Origin of the sequence: Paenibacillus sp. V4I7 (genome assembly GCF_030817275.1) — a bacterium.
Lineage (GTDB): Bacteria > Bacillota > Bacilli > Paenibacillales > NBRC-103111 > Paenibacillus_E.
On the sequence record NZ_JAUSZD010000002.1, the window covers coordinates 2,478,084 to 2,500,216 of the forward strand.

Sequence of the window (22,133 nt, forward strand, 5' to 3'; positions counted from 1 at the left end):
AAAGGGAGATGAGTTCATGAGTAAATTAGAACTTAGAGGCATTCATCAAACGTTCCCTGGTAAAAAACAGCGCGTTTCCGTACTTGCGGATATTTCTTTACATGTGAAAGAGGGGGAGTTCGTTTCACTTATCGGCCCATCAGGCAGCGGCAAGAGTACCCTATTTCACATTATTGGAGGGCTAGTCAAGCCTTCTTCAGGGGAAGTTTGGCTGGATGGCGTGAATGTGACCGGTTCTAAGGGCCTAATCTCATACATGCCGCAGCAGCCTGCCTTGTTCCCTTGGCGTTCTATTGAGTCCAACGTAGCACTTGCTCAGGAAGTTGCAGGAGAAACGCGAAAAGATGCGCTAGCCAAAGCAAGGGAGTGGCTGCCCAAGGTTGGACTTGGCGGCTATGAGCAAGAGCTTCCGCATGTGCTTTCAGGAGGGATGCAGCAGCGTGTCTCCTTTCTACGAGCCTTACTTTGTCCGCAGGAACTCATGTGTTTGGACGAGCCGTTCGGCTCCTTAGACGCACTAACCAGACAAGACATGCAGGCGTGGCTGCTTAATATATGGGAACAGAATAAGCGTTCCATTCTATTTGTGACGCATAGTATTGAAGAAGCTCTGTTTCTATCAGATCGAATCTATGTACTGTCAAACAAACCTGCCAAAATCATAGAAGAGTTGGTTATTCCGTTTGCAAGGCCGCGTCAAGAGTCCGTCATGCTTAAATCGAAATTTCAAGAGTTCCGGCAGCATATTCATGGGCTTTTGCGTCAGGAGATTGCGTATGATAAAAGCCATTGATGCTCATATTCATCTCGATATGTATACAGAATCTGCTGCTCGGACTCTGTTAACGGAATTAGCAGAGTGCCACATTGAGGCACTGATAGCAGTGTCAAGACACCTGGACTCCTGTAAGGCAACTGAGCGGCTGTTAATGCAAGCCCCAGAGCAAGTTTTTGCTGCCTATGGCTACCATCCTGAACAAGAACTGCCTACGGAAAATCAATTGAATGATTTAATCCTATGGATTCGTGAGCATTCATCTAGGATGATCGCTATTGGTGAAATTGGTTTGCCTTATTATATGAGGCTGGAAGCTGAATCGGCGGGGCGTGTTTTTGAAATAGCTCCTTATATTGCGCTGCTTGAGAACTTCTTGAAGCTGGCAGCGGATTTGGATAAACCGGTTGTTTTGCACGCTGTTTACGAGGATGCTGACGTTGTGTGCGACTTACTCGAGAAGCATTGCATTAAGAAGGCGCATTTTCATTGGTTCAAAGGGTCTCATTCAACGGTAGAGCGTATGATTCAAGCAGGCTACTTCATCTCTATAACACCAGATGTTCTCTATGAAGATGAAATTCGTACGCTTGTTCGTAGCTATCCAATTAACCAGTTGATGGTCGAAACGGATGGCCCATGGCCTTTCGAGGGCCCCTTTGAGGGCCAACCGACGCATCCACATATGATCCATGCTGTCATTGAACAGATAGCCTTTCTAAAAGGACTGCAAGTAGAAGAAGCAGCACATACCCTTTTAACTAATACCAAACAATTCTACAGCATTCCTTTACCTCACTTATTCTAATTAAATCTAACTGGACATCTATTCGTATAGGTTTTATAATAAAATAGAACAAGTGTTCGATTTCTAGATGAGGTGAGTGTACTAATGACTGTCAGATGCGGTTGGGTTAATGAAGATCCGTTATATATCGATTACCATGATCATGAATGGGGGGTTCCTGTCCATGAGGATCGCCATTTGTTCGAGATGCTTAACCTGGAAGGTGCACAAGCGGGACTGAGCTGGTATACGATTCTGAAGAAGAGAGAGGGCTACCGTGAAGCGTTCGACGGGTTTGATCCTCAGCTTATTGTGAACTATGACGATAAGAAGCTTAATGAACTTCTTGAGAATTCAGGGATCGTACGCAATCGCTTGAAAATAGCGTCTGTTGTTCAGAATGCGAAAGCCTTTCTAAAGGTGCAGCAAGAGTTTGGTACGTTTGATTCCTATATCTGGGGATTCGTTGGCGGGAAGCCGATCAACAATCATTGGACGGATATGAGTCAGGTACCTGCTACGACGGAAATCTCGGATGCTATGAGCAAAGATTTAAAAAAACGCGGCTTCAAGTTCGTAGGTTCGACGATTTGTTATGCTTATATGCAAGCGGTTGGCATGGTGAACGATCACAACCAAACCTGTTTTCGATATAAATAAAGAATAAAGAAAAGGCCATCTGATAGGACGATCGTCCAAATCAGATGGCCTTTTTGTGCTTCAATCAGGCGTATTGGAGTTGTTTCTCCATTAGATTGGTTTTAATTAAATAAATACGCTTACGAATGTAGAAGTCATATACGGCTCCTGTTAGTTCGCGAGGTTTAATGCGGTTATTTGTGTCGTTATCTATGATTGTCACCGAACCATCGTCATAAAACTTGAACGTATAATCGGCGTAGTGGGTATGTGCTTCGTCAAGCATGGCGTCAATCTGTCCGGGAAGAAGATGGTCAGTGTCACACAATGCCTTGTGGTACCAATAATCTCTCTCTATAAAACGGAAATTGTGACTGGTGTTCATCATGTTAACAACCTCCTCATCTAATTGGAACATCTGTTCTTATTTATATTATAGCAAACAAGTGTTCGTAATGGAAGAGGAATCTATGAAAAATGGGAAATATTTTCATAGGCAAAAAAACCTCCAATCAATAGGATTGGAGGTTCGTTCTGGAAACGATATGCTTCGTGATTGCCAGACCATGCATTCGGCCTGTTTCAATGAATATTTCGTTCGCATCATATTTAGATGAAGCGACAACACCAGCCACATATAAACCAGGGATGTTCGTTTCCATCGTGTCAGGTTGGACAAGAGGAGCGTTAGTTTCTTCGTGAAATTGTACACCGATGGAGGTTAGAAGCCCACGATCCGGTCGAAATCCGGTTAGGGCAAGTACGAAGTCATTGTCTAAAGTGACGTGTTCGGTTGCTTTTCGTACGATAATGGTATGCTCATCAATACGTTCCACTTGGGAATCGAACCACATGTGAATACGGCCTTTTTTTACCATACTTTCAAATAGCGGACGAACCCATGGTTTGATGTTGGCTGAGAAGTCATTGCCGCGGTAAACCACCGTAACTTCAGCGCCAACTCTTAGCAAATCCATAGCGGCATCGACCGCGGAGTTGTTTCCGCCAATAACGGCTACTTTTGCCCCAGCATAAGGATGGGCTTCTTTATAATAATGCGTCGTCTTTGGCAGTTCTTCACCGGGAATACCGAGCAAATTAGGATGATCAAAGTAGCCCGTAGCTACGATGACATTGCGCGTGTTATACGCCGCCTTTTTTCCCAAATTGATCTTCCGTATGTACCGTAAATCCTGTCTCTAAGCGTTCGATAGAAACAACTTCCTCATAGGAACGAATTCGCAGCTGTTCTCTACGCGCAACCTCTCTGTAGTAGACCAAAGCTTCTTGGCGATAAGGTTTTTCATGAGGTGTTGTGAACGGATAACCGCCAATTTCCAACAGCTCTGGCGTGCTGAAAAACTGTAAATAGGTAGGATATAAATAAATGGCATTGACGATGCAGCTTTTTTCTATAAGTAAAGGTGAAAGGCCTTCGCGCTGTAAGGCGATAGCGGCTGATAATCCGCAAGGACCCGCACCAATAACGATGACTTGTTCCAATTGTGACAACCTCCCCAAAACTAAATACTTATTCCATAGTATCGCAAGCTGAGGGAGATGCCAAGTTGCGCAAAGCAAAAAAGAGCAGACGGTTACCCCTAACCTTAGGAAATAACAGACTGCTCTAAATCTAAGAATGCCACTTACTTCTGATTCAATTGTTGCTCTTCGTTATCTTCGCTAATGTCGTCTTGCGCAATGTTGACAGGTGTCGTATTTGGAGCATTTTCTAACGTGTCGTTCACAAAAGCCATATCTTGATTTTTCGCGTTCATATTCGTTGTGCCTGTGTATTTGTCTCTATGCTTCTTATTTTCCATTTTGTTCATCCTTTCAAGGGCATTTTAACTTTCAGCTATAACGTTTACACTTGAGGTTGTTTTTATTCTCCATAAAAAGGAAACGTTATGAACCTGCTGATAGCTGGGCGAAACGGCATGGAAGAAGCCTAGAGGTTTTGTAGTTCGTTGATACAAAATCCGTTATAATGGAGAAATAGATGGAAACAAAAGGAGAAGAGATCCTATGAATCAGACAAGTATCAAACATATGGTAGTATTTAATTTACACGCAGGAAAAGATACGCTGGAAGCAGAACAATTTCTAAAAAGCAGTGCCCAGGAACTGGCAGTAATACCTGGTGTTGAGCAATTTGAAGTGTTTCGTCAAGTTAGCACAAAGACAGATTATGATTATGGATTTTCAATGGTATTTGCAGATCGAGCGGCTTATGAAGCTTACAATGTACATCCGGTACATATCCATTATGTTGCGGAGCGTTGGGTAAAAGAAGTAAGTCGGTTTCAAGAAATCGACTTACTATTTTTGAGTGAGGTTCTCTTATGAAACCATTGAAATTAGCGAAAGAAGAAAAGGAATTGTTGATTGACGACTTGCAAGGCCATCTGGAGTTGGACCACAATATTGAATTAGGGCGTTTGGCCACGGAACAATTAATCGATTATATGCTTCAACAACTGACTGTCCCTATTTATAACCAGGCCATAGAAGATGCTGGTAAGACATTGATGGAAAGAATGGGTTCATTGGAAGAAGACCTCTATGCCATGAAGTTAACGAAAAAAATAGCACGAAGATAGCATGGACATGGAAGGTTGAGGGGAGATCACGAGCCATTTGAACAAGTCCGAAGAGCTGTTTGATATCTATGATGAAAAGATGAATAGGCTTGGGGAGGCCCGCGCTCAGAAGTGCATGCGAAAGGGCTGTGGCATCGCACTTTTCAGTGTTGGATCGTTAGCCTTGAAGGGAAAGAACCTAGTCTCTTACTCCAGCTAAGACATCCAGAGAAGGATCTGTTTCCGAATTTGCTGGACATTTCCTGCGCCGGGCATCTTGCAGCCGGAGAAAACACGGAAGACGGTGTGAGGGAGTTAGAGGAAGAGCTTGGACTGAAGGTCGATTTCAGTGATTTAATCCCTTGCGGGGTGTTTGCAGAAGAAGATCTTATTTCGGATCAACTCATTGATCGTGAGTTTTGTCATATGTTTATATATCGCTGCGACCAACCACTGAATCGTTTTATACTGCAGCCTGATGAGGTAAGCGGTCTGTTCGCAGTAAGTGTCGTAGACCTAGAGCGTTTAGTTTATCAAGAAACAAAAGAAATAATGGCAAGTGGTTATAAAATGGGTGCTGAAGGTGAGTTAGATAAAACAAGTCTGCTTCTGACCTTAGATAATTTGGTGCCGCATCCAGTCTCTTATTTTGATCTTGTGTTTCGTGCGTTAAGGGAAAATAGCTGGGCTGAATGAAAAAGAACCGTATCGGGTGACCCAATCGGTTCTCATTGCGTACATACCATTTTTTAGACGAAATACTTGTTCGCTATGTAGGCATAAGCGATATAACAGACAATGGAGAGTCCGATACAGACAATACCAAGAGCTGTTTTCCGCTTAAACAAAAGCAAGAATCCGGCACTAAATGCTGATCCTATAATTAGCAATGAAATAAAAGTTAGAACACCCATCGATACTTATCTCCTTAACCTTTGTTTACGTAATCACGCACCATGTCTTCAGTTACATAAGAACGGAGCGGAGAAATACCTTCTTTGGCATGGGCGATGATTTGGGCTGTTATGGCGTTGATCGCATCAACGTTAAAAGACAGCCCGCGTCTGCACAGATCTACAGCAGCGTCAATAGCTTGCTCACGCTGCGCATCTAGCTCTGCGAACCTAACGAGATGTAGGTGCTGTGCATTCGAATGTTTGGTTATCGCTTCATGTACATTCATCTTAAAGTTCTCCTTTAGTGACCAGATTCTAATCTAGTATACACGATTGAATAGGTGAGGAACAGTTTTTGCAAGAGGAAATTCGAACAATAATCGACATTACAAACTTCACCTCATTAATAATTAATGTCATTAATTAAGTGAGAGGGTGACAGATTTGAAATCCTATTCATTTCAAGCTCAAATTCAGAAACATGACGGCATGGATGCCGCTTACATTACATTTCCGTATGATGTAGGGAAACCCGTGAAACGCATGGAGCAAGCGATAACAAGACTGACAGAAGCCTCGGAGTGAAACTAATGAACTCGTTACCGATTGAATCCATACTTCCTCAATTGAAAGATGTTTTGCGAACAAATCCGTGTGCGATCTTGGTCGCTCAGCCTGGTGCGGGCAAAACAACGCAAGTACCGCTTGCTATTCTGCAAGAGTCTTGGCTGCAAAACCAAAAGATACTCATGCTTGAGCCTAGAAGACTGGCAGCTCGTGCGGCTGCTCGCTATATGTCGAAGCTTCGTGGTGAAGAAGTTGGGCAGACCATTGGTTATCGGGTGAAAAATGACTCGAGGGTTGGACCGAACACACGAATTGAAGTGATAACGGAAGGCGTTCTTACGCGCATGCTTCAAACAGATCCTGCCCTGGAAGGGGTGGGGGCTGTTATTTTTGATGAATTTCATGAGCGGAGCTTACATGCAGATTTGGGGTTGGCGCTTAGCAGGCAATCACAAACCCTTTTACGTGAGGATCTGCGAATTCTTATTATGTCGGCTACGATCGAGGCCAACACGATTTCAGCCATGCTTGATCATGCACCCATTATTCAAAGTGAAGGGCGAACTTATCCTGTTGTAACTCACTATCTGGATGCGAAAATGACGAGTAAAATAGAACAGGCTGTAGTAACAAGCATCCAACGCGCCTTGCAAATGAATGAAGGCAGTTTGCTCGTCTTTCTTCCGGGAGCAGCTGAAATCCATCGTGTTGCTAACGGCCTTGCTGCGCTTAAATTAGGGAAAGAGATAGAGATCACACCTCTGTATGGTAATCTCCCCCAAGAAGCGCAGGACCAAGCCCTGGCTGTAAGTTCGCCTGGGCATCGGAAGATTGTGCTGGCCACTTCGATTGCCGAGACAAGCTTAACCGTCGAAGGCGTCACGGTCGTTATCGACAGCGGGCTCATGCGCGTGCCCCGCTTCTCGCCACGCACCGGCATGACCCGCCTTACGACGGTGCATGTGTCTATCGCCTCTGCAGATCAGCGCAGAGGCCGTGCCGGTCGTCTCGGTCCAGGCGTGTGTTACCGCCTGTGGACCGAGACCGAGCAGCGGCAGCTCCCGCTGAGCAGCACGCCAGAGATCCGCGAAGCGGATCTGGCGCCGCTCGCGCTGGAGCTGGCCGCCTGGGGCGTGCCAGACCCAGCTGCGCTGGTCTGGCTAGACCCGCCGCCTGCTGCTGCGTATCAGCAGGCGCGGGAACTGCTCGTGCAGCTGGGCGCGCTGCAAGAGGACGGGGGCTTGAGCGCGCACGGCAAACGACTAGCGTCGCTAGGTCTGCACCCGCGGCTTGCGCACATGGTGCTGCAAGCTAAACCGCTTGAGCTCGGCGCGTTGGCGTGCGAGCTCGCGGTCATGCTGAGCGAGCGCGATTTCATGCGCGCAGCTAGGGGCCAAGATGCGGATGTACGCACCCGCATCGAAGTGCTCTGGCGCGCTGCGCAGGGCGAGCAGCGCGCAGACGTTGACTTTGGCTTATGCCGCCGCATCGCGGCGGAAGCCAAAGTGCTCATGCAGCAGCTCGGCATCCGGCCGAGCGGGAATAAAGCGAATGCGAGCGGATTGCTGCTCGCATTCGCTTATCCCGACCGCATCGCGCAGCGGCGGTCGACAGGGCGGTTCCTGCTCAGCAGCGGGCGGGGCGCTGTGCTGCCCGAGCTGCAGCCGCTCTCGAACGAGCGTTATCTTGTCGCCGCCGAGCTGGACGATAACGGAGCGGAGAGCCGTATTTATTTGGCAGCCCCGATTCAGGAGGACGAGCTGCTTGAAGCCTTTGAGGGCCGCTTGCTGAAAGAGCAAGAAGTGGTATGGGAACAGGCAACGGGTTCCGTTAAAGCAAGACAGCGCCTTCGGTTAGGTGCCATTATCATCAAAGAAAACCCTTTGCAGGATCCAAACCCTGACTTAGTGCTGCAAGCTTTGATTTCCGGTATTCAAGCAGAATCTTTGGAGCTGCTGCCTTGGACTCGGAGTGCGAGGCAGCTTCAACAGCGCGTTATGTTTTTGCATCGATTTGATGTAGAATGGCCAGATATGGGGGACGCCAATTTGCATGCTTCCTTAGAGGACTGGCTAGGGCCCCATCTTTACGGTTTGAAAAGCAAAGGGGCTTTAGGGCGTCTTAACTTGACAAACATATTAGAAGAAATGCTAACATGGGAGCAGCGCCGATGGTTAGAAGAGTGGGCGCCAACGCACATTCAGGTACCCAGCGGATCACGTATTCCCGTTGATTATAGCGTCAGTGAGTCGCCTTCTTTATCGGTTCGATTGCAAGAAATGTTTGGTTTAGCCGATACCCCGCGGATCGCGAAGGGTAGGGTGCCCGTGACCTTACACTTATTATCGCCTGCTCAGCGTCCTGTTCAGGTGACGAAGGACTTGGCGAGCTTTTGGCGGGATGCTTATTTCGAAGTCAAAAAAGATCTAAAAGGCCGATACCCCAAACATTACTGGCCGGATGATCCGATGGCGGCGATACCGACAAATCGAGCTAAACCGCGTTCCTAACCTAATTTGCACGAGAAGGGAACTGAGCAAGCCATGACAATCCACTCCGTACCGGAGGAATTCGTCATTTATGTATCTGCTGGTTTCGCCACAGCACCTTATTTCCTTGATGCTTTCGCGGCGGAACTAGCTGCTCGTTTTGAACAAGCAGGTTCACGTGTCCAAGTCGTTATCCATTATCCGTATGGTGATTGGACGCGGCGCAAGCAAGTGCAGCTCCGAGAAATTACCAGTGATCTATGGAACAATGCACATCGGAAAAGGTCTCATTATGGTGGGAAAAGCTTGTTGAAGTTGATCACCGACAACCTTGTCCCTAGACAGCAGCTGCTGCTAATCGGACATAGTGCAGGAGCTGTGGCTTCTATTCTGGCGGCTGATGCTCTTATGAAAGAGGGGGTTTCCATCCTCGGTGTGGTCCAAATTGGATCGCCGAAATGTGCGATTCCTCCATCGTTAAAGAGTCGTGTTCTTTATCTTGATGCTGCCAATCAGTTGGATAAATCCAATGATCCCGTACCGAGACTGGGCACATGGGGTGGCTGGATAAGTACTCGCTTGGGGTTGCGCCGTTGGAATCGCATGAAACATGCTCCTTCTCATCGACAAACCTTACCTCTTGTAGGTGGACATGCCGATTATTTCAGAGATCACAATCCCTATATATGGAATGAAACAACGAACCTGCAAACCACAATAAACACGATTTGGACTTGGTTACAACGAATAGAAAAGGATGATGAACATGATTGAAATTCTAAAAGCGAGCATGGAACACAGCAAAGAAGAAGGCTACCTCGGGCAAGTGCAATTCAAGGTGGAAGGCCATGAGCATCCATACGAAATTACCCTACAAAGCAAACGGGGGAAAGATGACTGGAGCTACGCGCTTCACTTCTTACAGGAATCAGGCAAAGAAGAGGATATTGAAGCAGTTGAAGACTTGCTGGAAGATGATGAATGGTTTGATATGCTCGTAGACGCAGCTCAAAAAACCTTAGTGAAGTAAGACATTCAGCTTATATAATGATCGCTAGGATAGGAGAAAACGTCGATGGATCATGGGGTAAAGGCAACGCTCAAGATGAGCTATGATCAACATGCTCGATTGCGGGATGGGGATACAGTTCAGTCGTGGAAAGTAAATGAGATGGATCGTTTTTTGGCTAGGCTGCAGGCAGCTGATAAGGGTAGTGGACAACGGATTGTAGATCTTGGAAGCGGTCCTGGCCATCAAGCGATTTATTTGAAAAATCATGGATGCCAAGTCACTTGCGTTGATTTATCCGATGAAATGGTGAACATTTGTCTTCAAAAAGGACTCGAAGCCTTCGCCATGGATTTCTACACCTTGGATTTGGAGTCGGAGTCGTTTGACGCTATATGGACGATGAATGCACTGCTTCATGTACCAAAGGATAGTTTTCTGCAAGTTCTAGCTAATATGGAGCGAGTGCTGAAACCAGACGGTTACTTGTACATGGGCCTTTATGGCGGGTACGAAAGCGAAGGGATTTGGGAATTGGACTCGTACAGACCTCAACGCTTTTTCTCCTTCTACGAAGATGAGCACATTCAGAGAAAAGTAAGTGAAGTATTCGACATTGAACACTTTTCTGTTCTACCGATGGAGGGCATGCAGGTCGATTACCAATCGATCTTTGCCAGGAAGAAGCGAGCGAACTCTCTCCCAGGACCGAAGTAACACAAACGCCGGAATGATTTCGTGAAAAGGAAGCCTAATTAGTTCAGAAATAGTCGAACTAATTAGGCTTATTTTCGTTAATAGCTGATCGGAATGAATAAGAGTCATGCTGCATTCGCAATTTGACTCACCCTCATTTAGAACAATCTCCTGGCCGTGACAAAACGCTTTTTCCATTTTTCATCGAAGTCTGCGATGTGTACGCCGAGCTCTTTCGAATAAGTATGAAGCATTTTCCCGTCTCCCGCATAGATGCCTACGTGGCCGATATCGAGCCCACGAGCGCTGAAGAACAATAGATCGCCTTTGCGTATTTGATCGATTCCGATTTCTTTCCCTTTCTGGGCTTGGTCGTAGGAGACTCGTGGAAGATCGAGGGACAGCACTTCGTTAAAAAGATGTCGTACGAAAGAAGAGCAATCGAACGTATTGGTTTGGCCGGAAGCGGCACCGAACTCGTAAGGGGTTCCCATAAATTTGGACCCGTAAGTGAGCAACTCATCCGCTTTTTTCTCGGCCAACGCAGGGTTCGTATAATCGGTATACATCGGTATGGCTGAGATAAAGCCAATCGTATTGTCTTTGGTCTGAACCTCCAACCAATTTGCGTCGATTTCTCGGATCACGTGGATTCTCTCGTTTTTCGGAAGAATACGTAGGACGCGGGTATCTGTATCTTTCGCTGGAGAGTCACGTAGGTTGACGCCGTATTCGATAGTGGTTTCATAGTCATGAGCTGTTGAAATGGTAATGGAACGGGAATATTCATGCCATTTCACAAGATTGCCTAGCGTTTCGCTAATAAATCGCACCGGAACCATCGTAAACCCGTCGATAATTTTGCCTGGCACGGGCATCTCCAGCCGTTCTTGGTTTTTATAAGCAGCTGTTTCTCCGATTCGGTATGTAAGGACAATGCCATCTTTAATGGCAGTGACTGTTCTTGTGTTCTCATCCCAAGAAATTTTTGCTCCCTCAGCCTCAAAAATGGCACGCATCGGGACGAGGCTATAACCGTTTTCGATAACAGGGGGAGTCTGAAAGGACATCGGATTCCCATCCAGAAATACGGAAGGCGAAGGATTCGCCTCAGCTTGTACCGACGTTGTCTGGAGAAACATCATGGTCAGCAGCGTAAACGCTGTGCCTGTAAGAAAGCTGGTTTTAATCTTCATGTTCATACACCCTTACTAAGTTTTCTTTGATAATATATAGACGCATCTGCTTGGGTGTTAGTTGCTTTCCAATTTGTGGGAATCATAATAGCGCAAAATACATTGAAACACCAGAAAGTTTAATCATTTGATAAGCCTATATGCTAAAATGTGGATAGCATTTTTTTAAATCACATCCAAACCAAAGGAGCAGAATGATGAATCAACACACATCGGGATCACAACAAATTACAGCATTTGCTGAGAAGAAAGTTACCTGGCTGGAACTTTTCTATGATCTGCTTTTTGTAGCGGCAGTTTCAAAAGCGAGTCATGTCTTGTTACATGTCGAAAATGGATCCATTCCAGTTGAATACTTAGCCAAATTCGTCCTCATATTTATTCCGATTTGGTGGGCTTGGGTGGGGCAATCCCTCTTTGTAAACCGGTTTGGAAGAGATATTTTATCACACCGAATATTTCTGATTTTGCAATTATTTTTTGTGCTCATAATGACGGCCAGTCTATCGGTTAATTTTGACCAATACTATGTTCCATTCTTAATAGGCTATATTGGTTTAAGAGCGATGACAGCCATCCAATATCTTTCGGTACAAAAAAAAGAAGAAGCACATAGAAAGATCACTGCCCGTTATTTAGGAAGCCGCTTTTGGATTGGATTGGTGATTTCTTCTTGCTCACTTTTTTTCGACTCATGGATTCGCTATGCAGTTTTGTATGCGGGAATAACAGTAGACATTTTTCTCCCATTAATCGGTCGGCACTACTTGGTGAAAAGTCCCATAAATACCCATCATCTATTAGAGCGCTTCTCGTTGTTTACACTTATTCTTCTTGGTGAATCCGTAATCAGTATACTTACAGTCTTGCAGTCTAGCGACTGGACGTGGCAATCTATTGTATTTGCGTCAATGACTTTTTTATTAATTATTGCTATATGGTGGCAATATTTTGACAATGTTGAAAAGAAAGTGAATAAGACATTAGAAACTGCGGGGCAAACTATCATTTATGGCCATTTATTCATTTATTTATCCATGTGTATGATTGCAGCATCGATCCAATTGTTATTTTTGAAACAATTAAATTATTCATTTATGTTAAGCTTTATTTTTGGATCTGTACTGCTCTACTTTTTCTCAACTACGTTGGTTTTCCATAAATATCGACACGCACATCAAAGACTAGGTATATATCGTTTAGTGTTATTAGTAGGATTACTTGGGATTTTTTTCGCGGTGGATTTGTTTTTTCTTTTACCAAATTACATGATTATTGGAGAAGTGACGCTGTTTTTTGGCGTATATGCTAAATTAACAACTTGAATTTTTAGATAAATGAACCAAGACAAACATCGTGCAGGATCTTATTGCCATCCTCATATAATGTGGGTAGGTTGTTATACCTTGAAGGATATGAGGAAGGATGATGGCATTGGCCCGAAGACGGACGTTATCCAGCTTAGATAATGACATACAAGCTGTGAAGAGAGATGTTAGGAAGCTTGAACAGCCCATAACATCAGACAGATTAGCAAGGAGGGCAGTAACGAGCAGGGAACTTGCTCAAAGATCTGTTAGTGGATCCAAGATAGCAAGGAGGGCCATCACAATAGACAAACTTGCTCCCAGCGTCGTTAACAATATCACATCAAACATTGTGCAATTAATAAGTGCTAGTGCATTAAGCGTCGCAACAGCTGCTAGTCAAGCAAGTGACGCTGCCGGACCTCAGGGACCTATGGGGTTCCAAGGGCCAGCCGGAGTTCAAGGGATAACAGGTACTCAAGGTGAGTTAGGATCACAAGGACCTGTTGGATCGACGGGCCCACAAGGAGCGGAAGGCCCTACTGGGGCGGCTGGAATACCAGGACCAACAGGTGCTCAAGGACTCCAAGGTACGCAAGGTCCCGAGGGGCCGACTGGAATGCCAGGTTCTTCTGGAATTGTCGATGTTCGATTCGGAGGAAGCAACACTCCTGTCCCATTTATCATTACCCAAGGATCGGGAGATGCAACAGCAGAGTTATTTTTACCCCCAATTACATTGCTGCCTAATCAGGTGGTCAAATTAGATGCATTTGCGAATGTTAATTTTATCGTCGTTCAAAATTATTCGGTGGATAGCTCCATATCCAGAAATCTAGGGGATATCGTAACAACGGATCATGCTGTAATGATCCAAAATCAGGATCAGCCCTTTTTTCCGCAAGCAGCTGTAACGACTTCTCTAACTTGGGTGGATAATCCGGGTCCAGGCACCTATAATTACTCGTTTACAATTACAGGTTCAGCTAACGGTATATCAGACGCTTCTATAAATAGTAGGGGATTAACCGCCATGGTTATTACCGTAACACAGTAAGTAATAAAAAACGTTTATTCAAAAAAATGGAAATAAGGCTGGACACAAGTCGTGTTCAACCTTATTTTTAATATATGGAAACATATGAAAACCAAATTATGTAGGGGGGGCCATTTTATGAAAATAACGGATGTTCCATTTTGCACAATTGACTGGAGTGGAATAAGCGCTACTCAACATCCTGGAATTGAAGGTAATGCGTATTGGCGTACATTTGAAATGGGAAACATAAGGGTGCGAATGGTAGAATATACGCCTGGATATATAGCTGACCATTGGTGTAATAGAGGTCACGTTCTATTAGTACTAGATGGTGAATTGTATACTGAACTTTCAGATGGAAGAGAATTTAAACTCACGCCAGGAGTCAGTTATCAAGTGGCTGATGATGCAAATCCACATAGGTCTTACACGAAAACTGGAGCAAAATTATTTATTGTTGACTAATAACTGATTTGCTGCCTTTATAGCGCTAATCGGCTAACTAAGTTATGCACCTCCTTATAATTCAAAATATTAGATTTACGGTAAAAAGATGCAAGTGAAAGGAGAATGAATGAAAACCTATATTTATTTTATTCGGCATGGGATAGCCCCATTTTCAATTGAACATGAACGAACAGGTGGCACTAGACTTTCTGAACAAGGGAAATTAGACGCTAAGAGAGTGGCTGAGATATTAAGTAACGAAGACATTGATGTTATTGTTTCTAGTTCATATTTTCGAGCATTAGAAACGGTTAGTCCGTTGGCAGAGCTATTAAAGAAAGAAATTATTCCATACATAGAGCTTATCGAGAGACCAATCGCTAGCTTGAATTACGCAGTATCCGAAGAGGAATTATTAATTGGAATTGAACAATCTTTTGTCGATATTGATTTTTGCCTGCCCGAGGGAGAAACAACAAGACAGGCGCAAGAACGGGCTATACCTTTAATTATGAAATTACTATCTGACTTTAAAGGCAAGAAAATCGCTATAGGTACACACGGAAATATAATGACGATCATATTAAATTATTTTGATGCTAATTACGGATTTGAATTTTGGAAACAGACCACTAAACCTGATATTTATAGACTAGAGTTTGAAGAAAAGGAATTAAATCTTGTTGAGAGGTTGTGGAATTAATGAAACCATCCGGTCATCAAAAAGTAGTTGATTTTTTGAACAATCTTGAACATCCCCAGAAGAAGGAAATAGAAGAAGTTCGAAAAATCATTTTAAGCGCAAATGAACACATTACGGAACATATTAAATGGAATGCACCAAGTTTCTGTTTTAATAATGAAGATCGGGTGACCTTTAATTTGCAAGGGAAAGGATTTTTTAGGCTTGTGTTTCATTGTGGAGCCAAGATAAAAGATCATGCAGGGAATGGACCGCTTTTTGACGACACAACAGGCTTATTAGATTGGGTTGCCGATGATAGAGCTATTGTCAAATTAACCGATATGAGCGATGTGGAGGATAAGAAAGAGAAGCTTGCAGAAGTTGTAGCGAGATGGATTGAAGTGACAAGTTCCTAGTTAGACATTCAGTAAGATTCAATTATCGGTCGGCGAACAGATACCACACACGTACTTTAGCATAAATCGTTAATTGTCCTGGTTGGATCGGGGTAACCGTACTTTTGGAAAGCATGGTGGTTGCATAGGGGATGGGTTCGGAGGGTCCGGTCATTTCTTGAATTTGGCTGGGGACTGTGACAAGAGTAACTCCTAGTGTATTTGCTATGGTCACTGCCTTTTGACGGGCGTTTCGAATGGCAAGCGATAAGGCCTGATTCTCGTAAAATTCTGGCTGTGAAGTCGTAAACTTAATGTCGGTGATGTTATTGGCACCACTGGAAACGGCGGTATCAACGAGAATTCCTGTCAGTTCTACTCTGTCGTTGGTGATTTGCAAGAGATGGGTTACTTTATAGCCTCGAAAAATTTGCTTACCATCTTGATAATCGTACTGGATTTCAATTCCAAAATCATACGTCTGTATCTTTTCCCGGGGGATGTTTAGTTTTAATAAGGATTGAATGATAGTGGTTACTATTTTTGCGTTTTCGGTTTGGACAGCAGGTAAGACTGGACCTTCGGTTATGGCTCCTAGCACCACTATCGCCCTGTCGGGAGCTGCAGCCGCTGTTCCTATACCTAGGACTTCTATTGTAGGTGGGCATTTATATTGAGAAAATGAGGCCGACTTATTAACTGGATAATTGCACATAGAAGGACTCCTTTCAAGTAAAGGGCATAATCTAATGTATGGAAATGTGTGGACTAAAATTCTTATATAAAAAGGGACTGTCAATCGACAGCCCCTTTTACTTTTTAAATAGCGATCGTGTCTGAATAGGGTGGAAGGTGAAACAGGATTCTCAATTCAACATATGGTCCATATCTTTTAGTAAGATCTTGTTCTTGCGAAAGGGTGGTTAAATTGTTGTATTCGCCTCATTTGATTACACGAAAAATTATGCCAGAAAATCAAGAGTTCCCAATGCTGTCACTGTCCAGTCGAATCACGCCAGAACATCTTTTTTATATCCGAAACCATTTTCCATATCCGAATGTGGACATGCGAACTTGGGGACTTTCTATCGAAGGATGTGTAAACAAACCGATTTATTTTCGGTATTATGATCTCTTGAATATGCCCCAAGTTACATTGCCTGTAACGCTCGAATGTGTTGGCGATAAGAGATCGTTTTTTCATCCGAAAACTCGTGGCGAGCAGTGGGGACTAGGGGCAATTAGTCATGCTGTTTGGACAGGGGTTCGTCTTCAAGATTTATTGCATGCAGCAGATGTTCAAAGGAATGCACGTGAAGTGACGTTCGAGGGCATGGATAAAGGAGTTCGAACGGATATGCCAGGCGTGTTTTCCTATACAAGAAGTTTATCTCTCGAACAGTCTCTGCATCCCGATACCATTATAGCTCTTTATATGAATGGAAAGCGGCTACCCTTCCGTCATGGTTATCCAGCTAGATTAATTGCTCCAGGTTGGTATGGAATGGCTTCAGTCAAATGGCTTCACCGTATCGTCGTTATAGAGGAACACTTCCAAGGACCTTTCCAAGTCGTGGATTATGTATATGATCGAAAACCATTAACGCCATCCTCCCCTGAACCGGTTACAACCATTCGGCTGAATTCGACCATTGCCCGACCATCAGACCAGGAGGTATTGGCAAAAGGGGAGAATTGGGTATGGGGTACGGCGATATCTGGCAGAGATCCAGTTGATCTGGTTGAGATAAGTATCGACAACGGCAATACCTGGATGGCAGCATCTTGGTTAGAACAACATGAAGCATATTCTTGGAGGCGTTGGTGTTGGAGATGGACGGTAACTGAATCCGGAACCTACGACATTAAAGTCAGAGCTAAGGATGCTGCAGGTAACGTTCAAAGTGAAATCGCAGATTGGAATGTAAAAGGTTATGGCTATAATGCGATACAGCACATACGTGTTTATGTGGATTGACTATCAGTTGTACATCTCGAAACGCTTCTCCTTCTGTATATGTACATACAAGTTGGGCAAATGTTATAATACGGTCAGAATCAATAACCTGAGGTGAATTATGAAAGAAAAGCAAATGCCGAAATACTTACAGTTGAAACAGGAAATCCTATCGTGGCTTCATACCGGGAAGCTGAAACCGAATGATCAAATGCCATCAGAAATGAAATAGCCGAGCAATTTTAGATGAGCCGTATATCTGACTATATTTTTCCTCATATCGTAAGAGGAGCGGAATCAGCCTTACGTGCCAGAGGATACAGACTGCTCTTGTCATCCACAGACAATGATAAGGAAAATGAGAAGGAAAGTCTCGACATGATGATGAGTCAGCCCTTAAGCGGGCTTATTATTGAACCGACCAAAAGCGCAGAAAGTAATCCAAATTTAAGCTATTACCTCTCCTTAGACTATGAACATATTCCTTATTTGATGATTAATGAGCGGTACCCGGGATGAATTGTCCTTCTTTGGTCTTGGATGATGAAGAGGGCGGATTCAAGGCTGCTCAGCACTTAATTGAGCTTGGGCATCGCTGCATTGCTGGGTTCTTCAAGACCGATGACTTGCAAGGGGTTAATCGGCTGAAAGGTTTATTCGTGCTCATCATCACTATCAAATCCCGCTGTTACCGGAATTCGTCATTCATTATTCGACGGAGGAGAAGAGACACAAACCCTACGAAAGCGCACTAGCGATGCTAGGTCATGTGGATGAGCGGGCAACGGCTTTCGTTTGCTACAATGATGAGATAGCTATTTATCTACTTGAAGCTATACGTACAACAGGGCTTCAAGTGCCGCAGGATATCTCGCTGGTCGGTTTTGATGACTCTTCTTTAGCAACCGCAACTGAGGTCAAGCTGACGACACTTACGCATCCCAAAACGGAAATGGGCGTTGATGCAGCAGAGATATTGATCGATATGATACAGAATAAACGAGCAAATGGAAGTAAAACGGGGAAAGTCTACAAGCCGGAACTAATCGTCAGGGAGTCAACCATCCAAGTTTCACTTTCATAAAAAATGCATCTAGTCAACTTGTACGTACAAGTGATATACTGAATGTAAAATCAGCTGAAATTTGAAGGAGACTATCCATGTCTAAGAGATATGCGATTGGTGTTGACTATGGAACGGAATCTGGCCGTGCCGTATTGGTCGACTTGAGCGATGGTACTGAGGTTGCCGATCATGTAACGCCATACCCGCACAACGTTATTGATGAAAAGTTGCCCATATCTGGGATAAAGCTTGCGTATGATTGGGCTTTGCAGCATCCCCAAGACTACATCGATGTATTGACACAGTCTGTTCCCGCGGTTGTGAAGGCATCCGGTGTGAATCCAGCCGATATCATCGGGCTTGGTATTGATTTCACAGCATGTACGATGCTCCCGATTGATAAAGAGGGCCAGCCGCTTTGTTTCAATCCGGTACTGACGAATAATCCGCACAGCTGGGTGAAGTTATGGAAGCATCATGCGGCGCAAGATGAGGCAAACCTTATTAACGAGATCGCGGAAAGCAGAGGAGAATCGTTCCTTCTTCGTTACGGCGGCAAAATATCTTCCGAATGGATGATTGCGAAGGTTTGGCAAATCTTAAACGAAGCTCCTGATATTTATGAGCAAACCGATCGATTCTTGGAAGCAACAGATTGGGTCGTTTCGCAAATGACGGGTCAGTCTGACATCGTCCGTAACAGCTGTACCACGGGCTATAAGTCCATTTGGCACAAAAAAGACGGCTATCCGAGTAAAGATTTCTTTAAGGCTCTAGATCCTCGTCTTGAAAATTTGACAGAAACCAAGCTTCGCGGTGATGTCGTCCCACTCGGTACAAAAGCTGGTGAGCTAACTGAAGCAATGGCTAAATTGATGGGTCTGAAAGCAGGAACTGCCATTGCCGTTGGTAACGTAGATGCACACGCAGCTGTTCCTGGTGTAGGTGTGGTAACACCAGGTAAACTGGTCATGGCGATGGGGACTTCCATTTGTCATATGCTGCTGGGGACAGAAGAGAAAGAAGTTGAAGGAATGTGCGGCGTCGTAGAAGACGGCATTATTCCTGGATATTTGGGCTATGAAGCTGGTCAGTCGGCGGTTGGAGATATTTTCGCTTGGTATGTGGAGCAGGGGGTACCTGCTTATGTGCAAGCTGCGGCTGAGCAAGAAGGAACGAATGTACATGAATGGCTGGAACGCCATGCATCCGCTTACAAACCGGGAGAAACCGGTTTACTCGCCTTGGATTGGTGGAACGGTAATCGTTCCGTACTCGTTGACACTGAATTAAACGGTCTTATCTTAGGATTTTCTCTCTTAACGAAGCCAGAGGAAATTTACCGCACATTACTGGAAGCAACCGCGTTCGGAACACGTAAAATTGTCGATGCATTCCACAATAATGGTGTAGAAGTGCAAGAATTATACGCTTGTGGCGGGTTGCCGCAAAAAAATCGCCTGCTCATGCAAATATATGCCGATGTAACGAATCGGGAAATAAAAATCGCGGATTCCAAACAAACGCCAGCACTAGGTGCAGCGATGTTCGGGGCTGTTGCAGCAGGTGCTGCCAAAGGCGGTTATGATAATATCGTTGACGCTGCGCACAAAATGGCCCGTGTTCGTAAAGAAACGTTCAAGCCAATCGCTGAGAATGTTGCTGTCTATGAGCAGCTTTATCAGGAGTACAGCAAACTGCATGATTATTTTGGACGCGGAGAGAATGACGTGATGAAGAGACTTCGTTCTATTCGTGAGGAAGCTCGTCATTAGTTCGGATTTTTACATTCCCAACCAACCTAGGAGGCTATTAGCTATGAACCCTTTTTCAGAAAAAGTGGACTGGGCAGAATTAGCTGGAGTCGAAGTGGTGATTATCAATAAGAACACCTCAGTGCTGCAGTTCCAAAATGAGCTTCGCTGGAGTGAGGTTGCTTGGAAACACTAGACGAGAGCAAACAGAATAAATGTTTTAAATAAAATGAGAAACCGTTCATCCTTTTTGAGGGGGACAGTTTTCTTATTCGTACTTTACGGAAAGTCACATTTATCATTGTTTGCGTTATTTTCATCCATTGACTTCTTTGATTCACATGCTTTAGAGTAAATTTATATGAGCCTGTCCAAATTTAAAGGCACAGCTATGTAGGAGGTTAACGCGGAATGACGACGAAAGCGTTTGAAGGAACATATCAAGGAGAGAAAGCCATTTGGTTACAAGCTGGCCGTTATGAAGCAGCTGTTTTACCGGAAATTGGCGCTAATCTAATTGCTTTTAGAGATACTGAAAAAGAATACCGCTTTTTGCGTGAGCCTGCAATGGAAGAGATGGAAGCTTTTAAAGAACGTCCAATCGTTCACGGGATACCCGTATTATTTCCACCCAATCGATATGAGGACGGGAAGTTCCCTTGGAAAGGCAAAGTCTATGAATTTCCGATCAATGAACCGAAAACAGGAAATCACCTTCACGGTTTTGTGCACAATATTCCATGGGATGTGGAGAAATTCAGTACAGATGAATCGGAGAGTCGTGTTACTTTAGCTTTACGCGTAAGAGAAGGGCATTCGGTTTATTCGTATTTACCGCATGAGTTCACGATACGCTTGACTTACACGTTGAATGCATATGGTTTGCATCAGCATGTATCCGTACATAATGAAGGCAAAGAGGCTATGCCTTGCTTGTTAGCGTATCACACGACGATCAATGCACCTTTTGCGCCGAACAGTCAGGCTTCTGATTATGGGTTCAAAATGACGATCGGCAACCGCTGGAAAATGAGTGAAAGAATGCTGCCAACTGGTGAGTATCAACCTCTATCAGCTGACGAAGAGAAGATGAAAGTAGGCGGCTTGTCGCCGTTCTTTGAATCCATGGATAACCATTACACAACCTCGCCGCAAAATGGACGTAACTATATGGAGTTGACAGATTCACGCGAAGGTATCAAACTGGTTTATGATGTGGGGACTTCCTACAAGCAGTGGATGATCTGGAATAATGGCGCTACGGAAGGGTTTTTCTGCCCAGAACCGCAAATGAATCTGGTGAATGCACCGAATGTAGATCTTCCTGCTGAACAAATTGGACTGGTTTCCTTGGAGCCTGGCGAAATTTGGGAAGAAATAGGACGTCTTTATACGATTGAAGTGAACAAATAAAAGGAGAGACTTTGATCTCCGACCAAAGATCTCTAAATAAGGCCCCTTTGACGCATGGAGAGAATCCAAGGTGATGATCTGCTAGCGGCGAGGGGGTATTTTTATCCAGAAAGAAAGGGCGGGATACATAGTGGAAAATAATGAAGCTTTAGAAAAAGAACAACTCACAGCAGAGATCAGGAGACTAACATTAGAAAACGAGAGATTGAAACAAGAAATCGCGAAACTACGCGGAGTGAACCGTCCATCATCGGGCTCCATGGATAGTATGTCTACGAAATTGAAGGAAGCGCTGAGAGAGTAATCATAAAGCCAATCTAGGATCATTAAAATAAGAAAAAGTCTCTTGGTGAGGGTTTAAATCGCCAGGAGATTTTTTTCATGTCAAACAAGGCAGCAGGAAAATAACGTGTCATGAGCGAAGGGGTTCTGCA

General features: G+C 44.4%; 27 protein-coding genes and 2 pseudogenes. 22 read left to right on the forward strand and 7 right to left on the reverse strand.

Translation table 11 applies throughout. From position 1 onward, the window contains the following. Nucleotides 1–16 precede the first annotated feature (16 nt). The 3 genes from QFZ80_RS12365 (at nt 17) to QFZ80_RS12375 (ending at nt 2,222) form a co-directional block, all read left to right on the forward strand. A complete protein-coding gene (locus tag QFZ80_RS12365) occupies nt 17–793 on the forward strand; it encodes an ABC transporter ATP-binding protein (RefSeq protein ID WP_307559124.1) in 777 nt (258 codons plus the stop codon). Next, a complete protein-coding gene (locus QFZ80_RS12370) occupies nt 777–1,583 on the forward strand; it encodes a TatD family hydrolase (RefSeq protein WP_307559126.1) in 807 nt (268 codons plus the stop codon). Before QFZ80_RS12365 ends, QFZ80_RS12370 begins: the two co-directional genes overlap by 17 nt. Before the next feature lie 84 nt (nt 1,584–1,667). Continuing rightward, nucleotides 1,668–2,222: a DNA-3-methyladenine glycosylase I gene (locus tag QFZ80_RS12375; RefSeq protein ID WP_307546368.1), complete on the forward strand. Its 555-nt coding sequence runs from the start codon at nt 1,668–1,670 to the stop codon at nt 2,220–2,222. Nucleotides 2,223–2,286: 64 nt separating this feature from the next. Here the strand turns inward: QFZ80_RS12375 and QFZ80_RS12380 are convergent, their stop codons facing one another. The 3 genes and pseudogenes from QFZ80_RS12380 to QFZ80_RS12390 form a co-directional block, all read right to left on the reverse strand. Beyond that, nucleotides 2,287–2,589, reverse strand: a complete 303-nt coding sequence (locus QFZ80_RS12380; protein ID WP_235550974.1) for a hypothetical protein — start codon at nt 2,587–2,589, stop codon at nt 2,287–2,289. Between the two features lie 124 nt (nt 2,590–2,713). Further along, a pseudogene (locus QFZ80_RS12385) lies at nt 2,714–3,704 on the reverse strand (YpdA family putative bacillithiol disulfide reductase). 143 nt (nt 3,705–3,847) lie between these two features. After that, nucleotides 3,848–4,024: a hypothetical protein gene (locus QFZ80_RS12390; protein WP_307546366.1), complete on the reverse strand. Its 177-nt coding sequence runs from the start codon at nt 4,022–4,024 to the stop codon at nt 3,848–3,850. Between the two features lie 205 nt (nt 4,025–4,229). Here QFZ80_RS12390 and QFZ80_RS12395 point away from each other — a divergent pair, with 205 nt between their 5' ends. The 3 genes from QFZ80_RS12395 to QFZ80_RS12405 all read left to right on the forward strand — a co-directional run bounded on the left by QFZ80_RS12395 (nt 4,230) and on the right by QFZ80_RS12405 (nt 5,479). Then, a complete protein-coding gene (locus QFZ80_RS12395) occupies nt 4,230–4,550 on the forward strand; it encodes a Dabb family protein (protein WP_307559128.1) in 321 nt (106 codons plus the stop codon). Beyond that, on the forward strand, nt 4,547–4,804 hold the full coding sequence (locus QFZ80_RS12400; RefSeq protein WP_307546364.1) for a DUF2164 domain-containing protein: 258 nt from the start codon (nt 4,547–4,549) through the stop codon (nt 4,802–4,804). The genes QFZ80_RS12395 and QFZ80_RS12400 overlap by 4 nt, the downstream gene beginning before the upstream one ends. A 111-nt stretch (nt 4,805–4,915) precedes the next feature. Next, nucleotides 4,916–5,479: an NUDIX hydrolase gene (locus tag QFZ80_RS12405; RefSeq protein ID WP_307559131.1), complete on the forward strand. Its 564-nt coding sequence runs from the start codon at nt 4,916–4,918 to the stop codon at nt 5,477–5,479. A gap of 53 nt (nt 5,480–5,532) precedes the next feature. On the opposite strand, the gene QFZ80_RS12410 is transcribed toward QFZ80_RS12405, so the two are convergent. Then, the gene (locus QFZ80_RS12410) at nt 5,533–5,697 is read right to left on the reverse strand and encodes a hypothetical protein (RefSeq protein ID WP_156389927.1); all 165 of its coding nucleotides are present in this window, start codon (nt 5,695–5,697) and stop codon (nt 5,533–5,535) included. Between the two features lie 14 nt (nt 5,698–5,711). After that, a complete protein-coding gene (locus QFZ80_RS12415) occupies nt 5,712–5,966 on the reverse strand; it encodes a YpbS family protein (RefSeq protein ID WP_307559133.1) in 255 nt (84 codons plus the stop codon). A 157-nt stretch (nt 5,967–6,123) separates the two neighbouring features. On the opposite strand from QFZ80_RS12415, the gene QFZ80_RS12420 reads away from it, so the two are divergent. From QFZ80_RS12420 to QFZ80_RS12440, 5 genes are read left to right on the forward strand one after another with little or no spacing between them, the layout of a single operon-like run. Beyond that, complete coding sequence (locus QFZ80_RS12420) at nt 6,124–6,264, forward strand: hypothetical protein (protein ID WP_307546361.1); 141 nt, start codon at nt 6,124–6,126, stop codon at nt 6,262–6,264. Between the two features lie 5 nt (nt 6,265–6,269). Beyond that, on the forward strand, nt 6,270–8,756 hold the full coding sequence (gene hrpB / locus QFZ80_RS12425; protein WP_307559135.1) for an ATP-dependent helicase HrpB: 2,487 nt from the start codon (nt 6,270–6,272) through the stop codon (nt 8,754–8,756). Nucleotides 8,757–8,789: 33 nt separating this feature from the next. After that, nucleotides 8,790–9,509 carry a hypothetical protein gene (locus tag QFZ80_RS12430; protein WP_307559137.1) on the forward strand — a complete coding sequence of 240 codons (720 nt, stop codon included), beginning with the start codon at nt 8,790–8,792 and terminating at the stop codon, nt 9,507–9,509. After that, nucleotides 9,502–9,765 (forward strand): hypothetical protein, encoded by a 264-nt coding sequence (locus QFZ80_RS12435; RefSeq protein ID WP_307546358.1) that lies wholly within the window; start codon nt 9,502–9,504, stop codon nt 9,763–9,765. The genes QFZ80_RS12430 and QFZ80_RS12435 overlap by 8 nt, the downstream gene beginning before the upstream one ends. A gap of 45 nt (nt 9,766–9,810) precedes the next feature. Then, complete coding sequence (locus QFZ80_RS12440; protein WP_307559139.1) at nt 9,811–10,461, forward strand: class I SAM-dependent methyltransferase; 651 nt, start codon at nt 9,811–9,813, stop codon at nt 10,459–10,461. A 137-nt stretch (nt 10,462–10,598) separates the two neighbouring features. Here the strand turns inward: QFZ80_RS12440 and QFZ80_RS12445 are convergent, their stop codons facing one another. Beyond that, nucleotides 10,599–11,636, reverse strand: a complete 1,038-nt coding sequence (locus QFZ80_RS12445; RefSeq protein WP_307546356.1) for a stalk domain-containing protein — start codon at nt 11,634–11,636, stop codon at nt 10,599–10,601. Nucleotides 11,637–11,833: 197 nt separating this feature from the next. Here QFZ80_RS12445 and QFZ80_RS12450 point away from each other — a divergent pair, with 197 nt between their 5' ends. The 5 genes from QFZ80_RS12450 (at nt 11,834) to QFZ80_RS12470 (ending at nt 15,530) form a co-directional block, all read left to right on the forward strand. After that, on the forward strand, nt 11,834–12,961 hold the full coding sequence (locus QFZ80_RS12450; RefSeq protein ID WP_307559141.1) for a low temperature requirement protein A: 1,128 nt from the start codon (nt 11,834–11,836) through the stop codon (nt 12,959–12,961). A gap of 100 nt (nt 12,962–13,061) precedes the next feature. Beyond that, nucleotides 13,062–14,000 (forward strand): hypothetical protein, encoded by a 939-nt coding sequence (locus QFZ80_RS12455; RefSeq protein ID WP_307559143.1) that lies wholly within the window; start codon nt 13,062–13,064, stop codon nt 13,998–14,000. A 117-nt stretch (nt 14,001–14,117) separates the two neighbouring features. Further along, nucleotides 14,118–14,447 carry a DHCW motif cupin fold protein gene (locus QFZ80_RS12460; protein WP_307546353.1) on the forward strand — a complete coding sequence of 110 codons (330 nt, stop codon included), beginning with the start codon at nt 14,118–14,120 and terminating at the stop codon, nt 14,445–14,447. Nucleotides 14,448–14,556: 109 nt separating this feature from the next. After that, nucleotides 14,557–15,132: a histidine phosphatase family protein gene (locus QFZ80_RS12465; RefSeq protein ID WP_307559145.1), complete on the forward strand. Its 576-nt coding sequence runs from the start codon at nt 14,557–14,559 to the stop codon at nt 15,130–15,132. Further along, entirely contained in the window at nt 15,132–15,530 is a 399-nt protein-coding gene (locus QFZ80_RS12470) for a DUF1801 domain-containing protein (RefSeq protein ID WP_307546351.1), read from the forward strand. Before QFZ80_RS12465 ends, QFZ80_RS12470 begins: the two co-directional genes overlap by 1 nt. Before the next feature lie 22 nt (nt 15,531–15,552). Here QFZ80_RS12470 and QFZ80_RS12475 read toward each other — a convergent pair whose 3' ends face one another. After that, complete coding sequence (locus QFZ80_RS12475) at nt 15,553–16,224, reverse strand: SIMPL domain-containing protein (RefSeq protein WP_307546350.1); 672 nt, start codon at nt 16,222–16,224, stop codon at nt 15,553–15,555. Nucleotides 16,225–16,440: 216 nt separating this feature from the next. Between QFZ80_RS12475 and QFZ80_RS12480 the strand changes: the two genes are divergently transcribed. The 6 genes and pseudogenes from QFZ80_RS12480 (at nt 16,441) to QFZ80_RS12505 (ending at nt 22,003) form a co-directional block, all read left to right on the forward strand. Beyond that, nucleotides 16,441–17,487, forward strand: a complete 1,047-nt coding sequence (locus tag QFZ80_RS12480) for a sulfite oxidase (protein ID WP_307546349.1) — start codon at nt 16,441–16,443, stop codon at nt 17,485–17,487. Nucleotides 17,488–17,587: 100 nt separating this feature from the next. Next, nucleotides 17,588–18,550: pseudogene (locus tag QFZ80_RS12485) on the forward strand (substrate-binding domain-containing protein). A 77-nt stretch (nt 18,551–18,627) separates the two neighbouring features. After that, nucleotides 18,628–20,307 (forward strand): ribulokinase, encoded by a 1,680-nt coding sequence (locus QFZ80_RS12490; protein WP_307559147.1) that lies wholly within the window; start codon nt 18,628–18,630, stop codon nt 20,305–20,307. Between the two features lie 43 nt (nt 20,308–20,350). After that, on the forward strand, nt 20,351–20,482 hold the full coding sequence (locus QFZ80_RS12495) for a hypothetical protein (RefSeq protein ID WP_307546347.1): 132 nt from the start codon (nt 20,351–20,353) through the stop codon (nt 20,480–20,482). Between the two features lie 215 nt (nt 20,483–20,697). After that, nucleotides 20,698–21,699, forward strand: a complete 1,002-nt coding sequence (locus QFZ80_RS12500; protein ID WP_307546346.1) for an aldose 1-epimerase — start codon at nt 20,698–20,700, stop codon at nt 21,697–21,699. A 130-nt stretch (nt 21,700–21,829) separates the two neighbouring features. Next, complete coding sequence (locus QFZ80_RS12505) at nt 21,830–22,003, forward strand: hypothetical protein (RefSeq protein ID WP_307546345.1); 174 nt, start codon at nt 21,830–21,832, stop codon at nt 22,001–22,003. Nucleotides 22,004–22,133 lie beyond the last annotated feature (130 nt).